General features: G+C 36.1%; 15 protein-coding genes. 5 read left to right on the top strand and 10 right to left on the bottom strand.

Annotated features, from left to right (window positions below; translation table 11 throughout):
* Positions 1–526 precede the first annotated feature (526 nt).
* Together AKG34_RS04315 and AKG34_RS27390 are read left to right on the top strand one after the other, a co-directional pair.
* The gene (locus AKG34_RS04315; RefSeq protein ID WP_053344942.1) at positions 527–1,366 is read left to right on the top strand and encodes a ComEC/Rec2 family competence protein; all 840 of its coding nucleotides are present in this window, start codon (positions 527–529) and stop codon (positions 1,364–1,366) included.
* The gene (locus tag AKG34_RS27390) at positions 1,367–1,585 is read left to right on the top strand and encodes a DUF3006 domain-containing protein (RefSeq protein ID WP_053344941.1); all 219 of its coding nucleotides are present in this window, start codon (positions 1,367–1,369) and stop codon (positions 1,583–1,585) included.
* A gap of 173 nt (positions 1,586–1,758) precedes the next feature.
* Here AKG34_RS27390 and AKG34_RS04305 read toward each other — a convergent pair whose 3' ends face one another.
* Positions 1,759–2,322, bottom strand: a complete 564-nt coding sequence (locus AKG34_RS04305; RefSeq protein WP_053344940.1) for a competence protein ComK — start codon at positions 2,320–2,322, stop codon at positions 1,759–1,761.
* A 361-nt stretch (positions 2,323–2,683) separates the two neighbouring features.
* Here AKG34_RS04305 and AKG34_RS04300 point away from each other — a divergent pair, with 361 nt between their 5' ends.
* Positions 2,684–2,920: an IDEAL domain-containing protein gene (locus tag AKG34_RS04300; protein WP_053344939.1), complete on the top strand. Its 237-nt coding sequence runs from the start codon at positions 2,684–2,686 to the stop codon at positions 2,918–2,920.
* A gap of 58 nt (positions 2,921–2,978) precedes the next feature.
* Here the strand turns inward: AKG34_RS04300 and AKG34_RS04295 are convergent, their stop codons facing one another.
* Both AKG34_RS04295 and AKG34_RS04290 read right to left on the bottom strand, forming a co-directional pair.
* Positions 2,979–3,788 carry a YitT family protein gene (locus AKG34_RS04295; protein WP_053344938.1) on the bottom strand — a complete coding sequence of 270 codons (810 nt, stop codon included), beginning with the start codon at positions 3,786–3,788 and terminating at the stop codon, positions 2,979–2,981.
* Positions 3,789–3,942: 154 nt separating this feature from the next.
* The gene (locus AKG34_RS04290; RefSeq protein ID WP_053344937.1) at positions 3,943–5,208 is read right to left on the bottom strand and encodes a M48 family metallopeptidase; all 1,266 of its coding nucleotides are present in this window, start codon (positions 5,206–5,208) and stop codon (positions 3,943–3,945) included.
* Between the two features lie 205 nt (positions 5,209–5,413).
* Between AKG34_RS04290 and AKG34_RS04285 the strand changes: the two genes are divergently transcribed.
* Entirely contained in the window at positions 5,414–6,001 is a 588-nt protein-coding gene (locus tag AKG34_RS04285) for an SCO family protein (RefSeq protein WP_053344936.1), read from the top strand.
* A gap of 92 nt (positions 6,002–6,093) precedes the next feature.
* Here the strand turns inward: AKG34_RS04285 and AKG34_RS04280 are convergent, their stop codons facing one another.
* The 4 genes from AKG34_RS04280 to AKG34_RS04265 all read right to left on the bottom strand — a co-directional run bounded on the left by AKG34_RS04280 (position 6,094) and on the right by AKG34_RS04265 (position 10,291).
* On the bottom strand, positions 6,094–6,621 hold the full coding sequence (locus AKG34_RS04280; protein ID WP_053344935.1) for an HD domain-containing protein: 528 nt from the start codon (positions 6,619–6,621) through the stop codon (positions 6,094–6,096).
* A 176-nt stretch (positions 6,622–6,797) separates the two neighbouring features.
* Positions 6,798–8,342 (bottom strand): fatty acid--CoA ligase family protein, encoded by a 1,545-nt coding sequence (locus AKG34_RS04275; RefSeq protein ID WP_053344934.1) that lies wholly within the window; start codon positions 8,340–8,342, stop codon positions 6,798–6,800.
* A gap of 179 nt (positions 8,343–8,521) precedes the next feature.
* Positions 8,522–9,511, bottom strand: coding sequence for a lipoate--protein ligase (locus AKG34_RS04270; RefSeq protein WP_053344933.1), 990 nt, complete (start codon positions 9,509–9,511; stop codon positions 8,522–8,524).
* A gap of 45 nt (positions 9,512–9,556) precedes the next feature.
* Entirely contained in the window at positions 9,557–10,291 is a 735-nt protein-coding gene (locus AKG34_RS04265) for an MBL fold metallo-hydrolase (protein ID WP_053344932.1), read from the bottom strand.
* Between the two features lie 172 nt (positions 10,292–10,463).
* On the opposite strand from AKG34_RS04265, the gene yhfH reads away from it, so the two are divergent.
* Positions 10,464–10,592 (top strand): protein YhfH, encoded by a 129-nt coding sequence (gene yhfH, locus AKG34_RS26535; RefSeq protein ID WP_083450670.1) that lies wholly within the window; start codon positions 10,464–10,466, stop codon positions 10,590–10,592.
* A 181-nt stretch (positions 10,593–10,773) separates the two neighbouring features.
* Here yhfH and AKG34_RS04260 read toward each other — a convergent pair whose 3' ends face one another.
* From AKG34_RS04260 to hemH, 3 genes are all read right to left on the bottom strand, one after another.
* Positions 10,774–11,349, bottom strand: a complete 576-nt coding sequence (locus AKG34_RS04260) for a TetR/AcrR family transcriptional regulator (RefSeq protein WP_053344931.1) — start codon at positions 11,347–11,349, stop codon at positions 10,774–10,776.
* A gap of 222 nt (positions 11,350–11,571) precedes the next feature.
* The gene (locus tag AKG34_RS29230; protein WP_269083721.1) at positions 11,572–11,703 is read right to left on the bottom strand and encodes a hypothetical protein; all 132 of its coding nucleotides are present in this window, start codon (positions 11,701–11,703) and stop codon (positions 11,572–11,574) included.
* Positions 11,704–11,726: 23 nt separating this feature from the next.
* Complete coding sequence (gene hemH / locus AKG34_RS04255) at positions 11,727–12,662, bottom strand: ferrochelatase (RefSeq protein ID WP_053344930.1); 936 nt, start codon at positions 12,660–12,662, stop codon at positions 11,727–11,729.
* Positions 12,663–12,719: the final 57 nt, after the last annotated feature.

The raw sequence follows: 12,719 nt of genomic DNA, 5'->3' as shown, positions 1-12,719 counted from the left end.
TTTAACTTGGTCATTATTACGGGCTATTTATATAATGGGAATGAATAAAACGGCAAATCAATAGAATCTCTTAAACACTATCATTATGTGTAAAAAACCTTTGTGAAAACTTTGTGAAATATTGAACATAATAGTTGAAACATAGAGGTTACCTATTATATTATTAATTATGAAGGGAATCACTAACAAACTTATACCCCTTTGTTTGATCGTGAAAAGTTTCTCCTATCCCCTTATTTCTAATAAAAAACCATGCAAATGTTTTATTTGCATGGTTTTTCTTATTTAATAATAATTTGAAAATGAAAGAATTTCTGATATGGATTTCAATTGACAGGCCAGGGATTCAAACACGATTAATCGTAAATACCCAGGATTATTTAACTGGAATTTTATTAACTTGCTTTATTTCGTTACTTACAATTTCTTTTCATATTACTTAATGAGGTGCTTGTTCCAAAAATATTATGCCTAAATCCCCATTTTCCTCATCACACATGATAAATTTATACTTGGAGGCGAAAAAATGAAAAAAATTAATATTCTACTAGTAGCTGTTCTTGTTTTATCTTTATTTACAGGAATCAAAACAACTGAGGCAGCATCAAATGTGAAGGTACACTTTATCAGCGTTGGACAAGGAGATTCAATCCTTATTCAAACCGGTAACGAAAACGTTTTAATCGATGGTGGCGGTAAAGGCAAGGGCGACGAGGTTGTTGCCTACCTAAAAAAACAGAAGGTAAAAACTCTTAATGCCGTAGTTTCAACTCATCCAGACGCTGATCATGTAGGTGGATTAGCTTATGTGATTAAATCGCTTAATGTAAAATCTGTGTATGCACCTAAAGTTTCTCACACTACGCAAGCATACAAAGACTTTTTAATGGCTGTTAAGAAGAAGAAACTTACAATAAAAAAAGCGACGACTGGCGTAGAAATTACAACGAAGGCAAAGAATATTTCATTAAAATTCATTGCACCTGTTAAAGACTATGCTAAGTCTGATTTAAATAACTGGAGTGCTGTTCTTTTACTTAAACACGACAAAAAGACATTCTTGTTTACTGGTGACGCTGAAGAGAAGTCTGAAAAAGATATGCTGGCTAAAAATCTAGTACCTAGTGTGGATGTGCTTAAAGTTGGCCATCATGGCGCAAAAACATCATCAAGCTCTGCTTTTATTAAGAAAACAAAACCGAAATACGCAGTAATCAGTGTAGGGAAAAATGGATATGGGCACCCTACTTCTACAGTTGTAAAACGATTAAATTCGGTTAAAGCTAAAACATATCGTACAGATAAATCAGGTAACATTATTTTTACTTCTACAGGTCAGAAAATTACTGTAAAGACGGTGAAATAAATGGTACAAGGAATTATTGATCGCTTCGAAGGAAAGATTGCTGTCGTTGAAATCGATGGAGGAGATTTGAAGGATTTTCCTAAAAGTTCTCTTCCTAAGGGAGCCAAAGTAGGAGATATGCTGATTATCGATGGTGATAACATCACCATTTCCAAAGAAGGCACTGAAAAATTAAGAAAAGAAATTGACGATTTAATGGATGAGTTATTTGAAGATTAATTCTGGAGCCCTTCTCAAATGAGAAGGGCTTTAGTTGTTGTACACTAATCCATTTTGCTAGAGCAAGTATTTATTATCTTCTGATATGTATGATTGTATGAAAGTATGAATCTCTAACATACCATTAAGATATACTTCACGGCACCTTTACCAAATATACTACCCTTTGTGCTCTAGCGTGGATTATACTTTGACATCATCTCTGAAGCTTTTCCCCCATTTGCATCGGTGAACAAATAGAAAGACTTTCTCTTTGTTTCCTCAATCCTTTGGATTAGTTTAGTTTTTAAAAAAGATGTCCGATGCAGCTGGTTTTCAAAAGAACTGCATGATACTTCTATATCGATGGTTTGTTTATTTCGGAATGTAACCTTTGTATGTTTTGAATCTAAGCGATCATAGGATACCACATGCTCATGAGATAACCAGATGCATTGAGGACGTAAGGGAGATGTAGTCGGAAAGAAGAAAATTGAACTAGTTGGATCAATCGCAATCGGCGCTTTATGAGTGATATTTATAAGCTGCTTCGTTCCATCCTTTCGGCCCTCATAACTTGATCCAAAGTACTCACAGCTTTTCTTGACAATTTCCAAAGGTTTGAATGGGGAAATGAACTCGTCCTCCAATTCAACGATTTGGGCGTATATTTTACTTCCATAATTGATTGGCATAACCATTAAAGTATAGGGAGTGATTTCATATTCTTCGATAATTCCCTGACAACTTTCCTTCAACTTACAACCACCTCTTCCTTACTGCTATTAAAAGTGTAACTTTCAGCATTTGGTTATTATTTTCCCTCTACTGAGAAAACAGCTAAGATTTCGATCAAACCTTTTACCCTGCCCCTCCCTAATACCTCAAATGGCTATAGAATATAGGACAGTTAGTTTATATGTGTTAAATTCCTCACTATAATAGCACAATTAGAATAGGTTATAAGCAAGTTCACAAAAAATTAAAAATTCTTTTCAAACGTGGTCATTTCGTCATCTAAACGACACATTCCCTTTTAACATCCAAATATTTAAAATTTTCTGTTGATTTTATCCGCTTAAATCCATATACTAATAAAAAGGGTCAGGGGTGGTTACTTTGAAAAATGAAAAATCTTATTCAGAGTCAGTGAAGTCCTTATCAATGAGCGAAATGAAAAACGATGCTGTAGTTCAGGAATTGTTAATTGATATGATTATTCTAGAATCCGTCCTTAATACCAAAAAGAATATCCTTGCGAAACAAATTGATGAAGCGTTAGATACGAAAGACAAACCTTTATTCCTAAAACTAAGTTCTGAAATGAACATTTTGCTAAAACAGTTTGGAAATTAAAAATAGCTAAATAATCAAAAAGCCTCCCCAAATGTCGGGAGGCTTTTCTATTTCTTTATCATTCTTTATGAAACATCCCCATGACCTCGGCTGTTTCAGTTATATTTACAAAAGCATTCGGATCCACTTCTTTTATCATAGCTTTTACATCGGTTAATTGATAACGAGTAATGACGGTCATCATTACTTTACTCTTTTCTCCGGAGTATGCACCTTCACCATCCATGACAGTAATTCCCCGATATAAGTTGGTAAGAAGCTTCTCTTTCAATTCGTCACTCTGTTTCGTAACAATCATTAATGTTAATTTAATGTGATTAGAATGAATTGTATCGATCACTTTTCCTGCTGCATATATTGAAATCAATGTATATAATGCGGCATCCCAACCAAAGATGAACCCTGAGATAACAACCACAACTGCATTCATCACCGATAGTAATGAACCAAGTGGAAAATCGCTTTTCTTAGCCAAAAGCATTGCAATGATATCAAATCCGCCGGAAGATCCTGAAGCACGGAAGATGATACCGATACCAACCCCCGAAATGATTCCTCCAAATAAAGAAGACAGAATTGGTTCAGTGGACACTCCATGAATCGGAATGATATACAAACTGACAGATATTACGACAACTGATAATATCGTATATGTGATAAAACGTCTTCCTAATTTTATATATCCCAGAATCAACAGTGGCAGATTTAACAGGAAATTCAATATCCCTGTGTTAACTGGGGTAATGATTCCTAACATAATCGCAAGCCCACTAAGTCCGCTGCTCAAAATTAAATGAGGAATCAAAAATAGATTGTAGGCTAATGCAACAAGCACTGAGCCTATAATGATGAAAAGTACATTATACATAACTGATCTCCTTATAAACCAACTGGGAATTTAATTTATTATAGTAGAGAACCTAAGATTTATAAATTAAAAGTTTTTTCTGAAAACAAACTACAAACTTCCACTTCCCCCGAAATAAGGCAAGTAAAAAAGCCAGCTGATTTTCAGCTGGCTTTCAATAATCCTTTGTATCATCGTTTTCAACAGTAGAAATCCGCTCAAGCATCGTTGGATGGGAATAACGCAGCCATTTAACTAGTAATGGGGGATTCACCTGACTCAACCCCGCCCTCGTGAGTTCCTGGAACGTTGTGATTGCCGATTCTTTATCACCAGTCATTTCAATAGCATAACGGTCAGCCCTTGTTTCTTGATATCTGGAAACATAATTGGACAGCGGACTGGAGGCAAACAGTAATACACCCGTAATTAAGAGAAATAATGGAAGTGAAGAGATGCTATCAATCGAATGTATTTTTAACATGTTGCCCCAACGTCTAATAAAGTAATTCATGATTTTCGATGTCAGCCACAAACCAACTAAAGTCATTCCTAAATAACCTGCTATACCAATATATATATGTTTTTCAACATAATGAGCCATTTCATGTGCCATGATAAAAAGTATTTCATCTTCCTCTAGTTTGTTCAAGATCGTATCCCAAAGAACAATTCTTGAGTTCGAACCTATACCAGTTACATATGCATTCAGGGCATTTGTCTTTTCTGCCATATTTACTTCATATACATGTTCCGCCGGAATTTCGGCCTGTGCGGCAAGTGCCAATATTTCCGTTTCTAATTCTTTATTTTTCAGTGGATAAAATTCATTATACAGCGGATCAATCAATACAGGCTGTAAAAACATCAGGAACAATGAAAATGGAATCGACAACAACCAAGCGTAAAGCCACCACTTCTTCACACTTTTCTTCATTAACCAATATAAAACTGAAACGATGATGAACATCATCCCAAAGTTCACCCAGAAATCGATGACTTCATCCTTCATCCACGAAGAGAAACTCTGGGTACTGATATGGTAACTTTTACTCATCCTGTAACCAATGAAACTGATTGGAAACAGCGCTAGATAAGAAACCAACGAAAGCCAAAATAAATAAATACCTGTTTGGATCACTTTCCATTTAGAGGTCCCCAAAGCCGATTTTTCAAATGCTTTTGAAAACCCAAATAATAAAACAAAAAAATACAATAGCCATTCATATGGAGTCGAAACGAAAAAAAGAAAATTCCGCAACCCTGAATACTCTTCGCTAAGCTTTAGTTCCCTTGCATTCAGAAATGTTGCAGGATCTGCTGCAGTACCACGTAATGCTTGGGGAATAGAGGTATCTGCCCCATAGAAAATATACCAATACATCACTGCTACGAAAAGTATATATAAAAGAACCGCTCTTCCTGCCCATTTCCTAACCATTACGACCCTCCTTTAAATCTAACCTACCTCTTATAGTTTAATCCAAAATGGACATGTTAGAACCGTATTTCTGTCTCCATATCATATAATGACAATAAATGTTCAAATAATCTTCATCATTTCGCCCGTTTTCATTCCATTGTTTAGAATTCAGTCCTGTATAGTGAAGATAGATAATTATAAAGACTTGGGGTGACAAACAAAGATGAAAAAAATTTATATTATTTTTACAATTTTATTAGTGATGGGCATTGGATCAGGTATCTTTTATTTTACAGAATATCGTCAGTCAAAAATGTATTTTCCAGATGATATAGTGATGAAAACACAAGAGGGTGAAACATTCAGCTTCTCTGAATTAGAACCTAAAGTCCGGCTATTGGAGTTTATGTATATTGATTGTCCAGATTTATGTCCAAATACCACATTTCAAATGCAAAATATTCGAGATCAATTAGTTAAGAAAAATATTTTTGGAAGTAAAGTGGAGTTTTTAACTATCACTTTTAATCCGGAAAAGGATTCAGCTAAAAAAATAGATGCGTATGCAAATACATTTGAAGTAAATAAAACGGATGGCTGGGAGATATTACGAGGTTCACCTGAAGATACCAAAAAGCTAACTGACCAATTTGATTTTCTTTTTCGAGATTCAGGAACCGGCGAATTTGTCCATACTACCGCAACCTATTTACTCGATGTTGAAAATCGTGTCGTCAAAGTTTTTGGAATGGGTGAATTTGATTTCGATAAAGAGGCAGTGTATAAAGCCATTTTGAAAGAAGTCGATTAATTGCAAAAAAGGACCCTCTTGAGTAGTAACCCTTTCATACTCCATATAGAACTCCTGTTTTTAATCACAAAAAAAGCTATCACCGTATATTTTCAGGATGATAGCCTTTTTCTTTGTTCCTCATCAATGAGTTTGTCTAGTTGGATTATGCTTTCCTTTGCACGCTGGAAATCAATTTTGCGATAATGGTGTTTTCCACCTTCTTCTTCATCTTTTTCGTCGGCCCATTTGACGACCTGCTGAAGCGGTGTTCGAATAATATCATTTGAAGGTAAAAATGAATCGGTGTGAAATAAAATGGCGAGGGAAATAGTCTTGGCTTTAACCGGATTTTCTCCAAGCCGGATTAACAGTTTATGAGCTCTTTCTGCACCTTTAATAGGATGGATATCATTTTGTTTGTACAAATCATAATCCCATTTTCCATTGCGGTACCAGGTGAAATGACCCATATCATGCAAAAGACCAGCTTTGGCAGCAATATCAGGATCTACGTTATATTCGTTTGCTAGGTGAAACGCATGATAGGCAACGGCAATCGCGTGTGCAAGGCCTGATCTGTTCAAGTATTTTTGAGCAATAGGATGTGTAAAAATATCTAAAAGCTCTACATCTCTCATCTTACCCCTCCTTACATGTAGTGAAATTTTTAATGACAATCATAACTCTTTTTGAAACAAGAATCAAGACTTTAAGCTCCCCACTATATACTTTATGCATGGCGATACACTTTGCTTGTACAAAAAGGAGACTATTGCATGTGAAAGGCAATAATCTCCTTAGATACAAATCATATTTAGTTTTGAGTTACATGAGTTTTCAAGGAACGACGTAAAATTTTTCCTGTCGTATTTTTTGGAAGTTGATCTAAGAACTCAATTTTTGTTGGAACCTTATATTTAGCTAAATGTTCTAAACAATAAGCAAGTAATTCTTCCTCGGTCAATGCATTATTTTTTTTCACCACGAAGCAATGAACTACTTCACCTTGATTAGGATCCGGCACGCCAATCGCTGCGGCTTCAATCACTTCAGGATGGGCGTATAAAACCTCTTCGACTTCACGCGGATAGACATTATAACCACCGACAATGATTAATTCCTTTTTACGATCTACAATAAAAAAGTAGCCTTCTTCATCCATCCGGGCTAGGTCACCAGTATAAAGCCAGCCGTTTTTTAAAACAGCAGCCGACTCTTCCGGCATTTTGTAATACCCTTTCATTACATTCGGACCTCTGACAATCAATTCGCCCACTCCATTGACAGGCACTTCTTCATCAAGCTCATTTACAACTTTGTTTTCAACATGAAGGATTGATGTTCCGATTGATCCGGCCTTCCTTGGACGATCCAAAGGATTAAAGCATGTGACAGGTGATGCTTCAGACAAGCCGTAACCTTCTGAAACAATAATATTAAATTTCTGTTCAAAGGATTCCAGCAGCGAAACTGGCATGGCAGACCCACCTGAAATACATATTCGTAACGAATTCAAATCTTCTTCTTTACCATCTTGATATTGGAAAAGGAAATTATACATTGTTGGTACGCCAGCAAAAACAGTCGCATTAAATTTTTTGATTAGCCTGAATATTTCCTTTGGACTGAATTGCGGGACAATTAAAAGTGTACCCCCACTCAACAATGGAGCATTCACAACGACTGTTAAACTGAAAACATGAAACATTGGCAGTGTAGTAACAACACGGTCATTTTCCGTGATTTTTAAATATTCGCCGACATCATGTGCATTGGAGTAAATATTTGTATGTGAGAGCATGGCACCTTTTGGCTTTCCAGTGGTCCCAGAAGTATATAGAATGATTGCCGTATCTTCAGGATCCAGTCTCGGTCCTAAAAAGTGGACATCCCCCTTTTTCAGCATCTCTGTAAACGATTTCATTTTAGGGTAAATATTCAGTTTACTTATATCCCCATTAGCCAGTTGCGTTTCACAAATTACATATTGTTCAACACTTGAAAGAATGGGGTTCATATTCTTTAATAAGGGTAAAAGCTTATCTAAAGCTACAACGACCTTTACATCGCCATTATTCAGGATGTACCCAATTTCATCAGGTGTGTAAATTGGATTTACTGGTATTACGGTCGCCCCTGCTCGTAAAGCCCCATACAACGAAATAATAAAATGTGGAGAATTGCCTAAAACCAACGCAACATTATCACCAGTTGAAACACCAAGCTTATGTAGTTCGTCTGCAAACTTTGTTACGGCTTCATCCAATTCTCCATATGAAGTGGATTGATCCATAAAATAATAAGCTGGCTTATCAGCCTTTCTTAAAGCCGTTTGATGAAGCTGTTCAGATAAATTCATCGTTCTCCCTCCCCTGTAAAAAGCATGAATGAATAATCATTCATTTTTAGCTCAAACTAAATACAGTTTTATTATATTAAAAGTAAATGATTACAGCAACATTTTTATCCAAATTCAAGCAATTAATGTCATTATTAGACACAAAAGCCGTCCTTATAGGCTCGGACGGCTTTTCAAAATTAATATATTAAAGCTAATATCTCATCTTTTGTTACATTGCCAAAATAATGTCGAACATCTATTTCATCTAATACCGAGCTGATAGATTCTTTTTCATAACGAGTTCCAGTAAGCTTTTGTTCTATGTCAATAACTTCGCCAACTCCAAAGAAGTCACCGTAAATTTTACAGTTCTCAATGATTCCCCTATTCACTTCAAGACGGATATCAACCGATCCAACCGGGAACCTATGTGAGTTTTGCAAGTTGAATTTAGGTGATTTTCCGTAGTTCCACTCCCAGTTTTGATATCTTTCCTCTGAGATTTTATGAATCTTATCCCAATCTTCTTCTGTTAAAACATACTCCGTAACTTCTCCACTATCTTTAAAAATATTTTTCAGAAGGAAAGAACGGAATTCCTCAACAGTCATCGGTTTTTTTAGAAAATCAACGATATTACCGACACGGCTTCTAATCGATTTAATCCCTTTTGACTCAATTTTATCTTTTTTCACTTTTAAAGCGGAAACAATATGGTCCATTTCTGATTGAAACAACAATGTCCCATGACTGAACATCCTGCCCTTCGTTGAAAACATCGCGTTGCCAGAGATTTTCTTTCCTTCAGCAAGAATATCATTACGTCCACTTAATTCAGCATGAATTCCTAGTTTTTCAAGCGTTTCTACCACAGGTTGAGTGAATTTCTTGAAGTTATGGAAGCTATCCCCATCATCTTTCGTGATGAAACTGAAATTGAGATTTCCTAAATCATGATAAACCGCTCCACCCCCGGAAAGACGTCTGACAACAGTAATACCGTTATCTTCAACATAATCGGCATTAATTTCTTCAATCGTATTTTGATTTCTCCCTATGATGATTGAAGGACGATTAATATAGAATAAAAGATAGGTTTCATCTATATTTAAGTGTTTGAGTGCATACTCTTCAATAGCCAGATTAATCTGTGGATCTGTGATTCCTTTGTTATCAATAAAAAGCACCGTTGTTCCCCCTTGTCGACTTCATTCATACCCCTGATGATTCATTTATAGTTGAAATTCGAGATTGCTTTTCGCTACTGCAATTTCCCGTTTGAAAACCTCTGATGCTTCTTTTTTCAGTTGATTCAGATCACCATAATGTGGAAGATGAGTTAAGAGTAAAAGCTGGACGTCTGCCTTATCAGCAAGTATGCCCGCTTCCCTAGCTGTCATATGGCCGGCATTTGAGCCGTCCATATTGCTGTAAAAGTTGCTTTCACATAATAAAACATTTGCATCCTTGGCGAAATCAGCCAACTCATCCATATAAGAGCTGTCCCCTGTGTATACAATCGAATGATTTTCAGCCTCTATTCTCATTGCAAAGCATGGAACTGGATGTTTTGTTTTCATAAAAGTAAATTTGCATGGACCGATGGTTAAAGGCTCATCAGCAGAGTAGGCAATCCCCTTTGTTATATCTTTATAGGTTAACTTTTCAAATTCGGCAGCATCTAAATCATGGCCATAAATAGGAATAGTCCTTTTTTCGCTGCCCAGTATTTGCTGAATTAGCGCAGCGTGTTGCAGGACACCTACATCCGCTACGTGATCCGGATGATAGTGGGATAATACTACCGCACCGAGTTCCTCCGGCTTCATATGATTTTGTAGCTGTGATAGAACACCGCTACCGCAATCAAGCAGAATGCGAAAATCTTCATATTCAAGCAAATAGCCAGAACTTGCCTCATTTTTAGCTGGATATCCGCCCCAACAACCAATTACGGTGATTTTCATGCTTAGGCACTCCTTTTTTCTCTCAATGACTTCCCATTAATATAAACTATTCTTCCCCTATTTTCATCTTTTTTACCTATGTTATAAAACATACATTGACACATTGATTCTGTTATAATACAATGAATACTATAGAAAAGAAATTAATAAAAAAATTCAGGAGATGATGTTCATGATTCAAAGTAGCGTTGAGTTCTTTAAAAACCTGCCTCCTAAACAATGCAAGGAATGCGGAAAAAAGATTGAAGAACAGCACGAATGTTATGGAAACCACTGTGATCATTGCCTTTCTGTAAAGTAATAGTTTACGTGTTTCACCATCCGCTTCCCAATTAGCAGGATGATCCCATATAAAGTTCCAGTTTCGCAGCTGGACCTATCCCCAAATATAAAAAGACGATCCAATTAATTGGATCGTCTTTTTATATTTCCTTCAATTTGAATGTGCTGTTTCAGGTCATATAAGCAAAAAAATAGAATTATCAAGTAACAGATAATCCTTTAAATAAATATATTTTGAATAGCTCAGCAATTTCTTCTTTTCCTAATGGTTCATGATTCCTCTCCCAATCGAAAATAAGGGCAAGGTACATTTTTAACATGAGGAAAGCTGTTATTTCTGGATCACAAGGCTGAATATAGCCTTTATCAATCGCTGAATTAAGTTTTTCTTTAATATAAGAAACAATAGCTTCTTCCATTTCATTAACCATTTCCTGAACAGCCGGTGTGCCAATTTCCCGTTCTTCCTGAAGAAGTTTTAAAGATAATTGATGTTCCTGTCTAAACTCCAAAATACGATAAACAGCTCGATGAAGGTTTTCAAAAAAGGAGAATTGATCATCCAGGGATTGTTCAGCCTCATATTTCATTTCCTCTATCATCCGCTGAACAATTTCTTTAAAAAGCTCTTCTTTATTTTTATAAAAGGTATAAATGGTTCCTTTTCCGACATTGGCAATTTTAGCCACTTGATCCATTGTCGTTGCCTTGTATCCAAAAAGGGAAAAAGACTTGGTCGCGGCTTCTAAAATTAATTTTTTACGATCAACAGACATTTTCCACCTCAATTCCGACCAAACGAACAGAATAGTCAATAAGTTCAATAATATCTTACCAAAATCTTTCTGTTTTTTCAATTAATTTTTTACAAACTTACAGAACATACACAGTATTCATCTTCAACGTATATAGAAACAGTGGCTATCCTCGTTACTGGACAGCCACCTTATTAGAAATGAAGATGTTATTTTGTTAAATGAACTCAACGACTTTATCGACTACGGCCTCAGATTGATCAATGCAGTACGGCAAACTGAACCTGTCATATGTACTACCTGCAAGGAATACTCAGCTGCAAGACCAGTTATTCCTCCTCCGATTATGACAATCGTTTTCATTGTATGATTCACCATTCATCGCCCTATTTTGAAAATTATTTCTCCTGTAATTTGTTTATTATAATTGTAGACAAGGCGTCGATAAATGCTGGTTTTACATTTGGCATATCAGGTCGGTAGTAACCGGCTCCAATTTCATCTGTAACAACTTTACATTCATAATCATTATCATAAAGAACTTCAAGATGCTCGGATACAAAACCAACAGGAATATAAATGAAGGCCTTATATCCTTTTTCTTTATAGAGATCTCTAGTCAAATCCTGCACATCCGGTCCTAACCACGGTTCAGGCGTTTGTCCGGCACTTTGCCAGCCTACTGCATAATTGGAAACCCCTGCGCCTTCAGCGATTAGATTCGCCGTTTCTTCAAGTTGCTTTGGATATGGATCTCCTAATTGTAAAATCTTTTCCGGAAGGCTATGTGCAGAAACAACCAAAGCATAATTATCGCGTTCTTCCGAAGTCATTTTTCCAATTGTCTCTTTTAGTTGGTCCACCCAATATTGAATGAATTTTGGCTCATCATACCAGCTTTCAACAGAAGTAATGGTCAGACCACCCAATTTAGCTGCTTCATCCTGCGCACGTCCATTGTAAGACTTCACACTGAAAGTTGAAAAATGCGGTGCCAATACGATACTGACCGCTTCCGAGATCCCATCATCATGCATTTGTTTAACAGCGTCTTCAACAAATGGTTCGATATGTTTAAGCCCTAAGTATGCCTTAAATTCAATCTCTTCCTGAATTGAATTTAATTGTTTTTCAAGCGCTTCTGCTTGTCCTGCTGTGATTTTTGCAAGGGGAGACAAACCACCAATCGCTTCATATCTACCTTTAAGATCGGCAATCAATTCTTCACTAGGTCTTCTTCCATGACGAATATGTGTATAATATCTTTCAATATCCTCTTCTGTGTACGGAGTACCATAAGCCATGACTAAAAGGCCCATTTTTTTTCTTGACATGTATTTACACCTCTTTTAAAAATTCCGTTCTTTTAAATTGTGCATCCACATAAGGTT

This window comes from Peribacillus butanolivorans, from assembly GCF_001273755.1.
Lineage (GTDB): Bacteria > Bacillota > Bacilli > Bacillales > DSM-1321 > Peribacillus > Peribacillus butanolivorans.
The sequence above is the reverse complement of the archived record's forward strand: the minus strand, read 5'-3'. Positions and strand labels throughout refer to the sequence as shown.

Coding starts and splice junctions, on each gene's coding strand:
- AKG34_RS04315 (WP_053344942.1), top strand. CDS start 527: ATGAAAAAAATTAATATTCTACTAGTAGCTGTTCTTGTTTTATCTTTA.
- AKG34_RS27390 (WP_053344941.1), top strand. CDS start 1,367: ATGGTACAAGGAATTATTGATCGCTTCGAAGGAAAGATTGCTGTCGTT.
- AKG34_RS04295 (WP_053344938.1), bottom strand. CDS start 3,788: ATGTATAATGTACTTTTCATCATTATAGGCTCAGTGCTTGTTGCATTA.
- AKG34_RS04290 (WP_053344937.1), bottom strand. CDS start 5,208: ATGGTTAGGAAATGGGCAGGAAGAGCGGTTCTTTTATATATACTTTTC.
- AKG34_RS04285 (WP_053344936.1), top strand. CDS start 5,414: ATGAAAAAAATTTATATTATTTTTACAATTTTATTAGTGATGGGCATT.
- AKG34_RS04280 (WP_053344935.1), bottom strand. CDS start 6,621: ATGAGAGATGTAGAGCTTTTAGATATTTTTACACATCCTATTGCTCAA.
- AKG34_RS04275 (WP_053344934.1), bottom strand. CDS start 8,342: ATGAATTTATCTGAACAGCTTCATCAAACGGCTTTAAGAAAGGCTGAT.
- AKG34_RS04265 (WP_053344932.1), bottom strand. CDS start 10,291: ATGAAAATCACCGTAATTGGTTGTTGGGGCGGATATCCAGCTAAAAAT.
- yhfH (WP_083450670.1), top strand. CDS start 10,464: ATGATTCAAAGTAGCGTTGAGTTCTTTAAAAACCTGCCTCCTAAACAA.
- AKG34_RS04260 (WP_053344931.1), bottom strand. CDS start 11,349: ATGTCTGTTGATCGTAAAAAATTAATTTTAGAAGCCGCGACCAAGTCT.
- hemH (WP_053344930.1), bottom strand. CDS start 12,662: ATGTCAAGAAAAAAAATGGGCCTTTTAGTCATGGCTTATGGTACTCCG.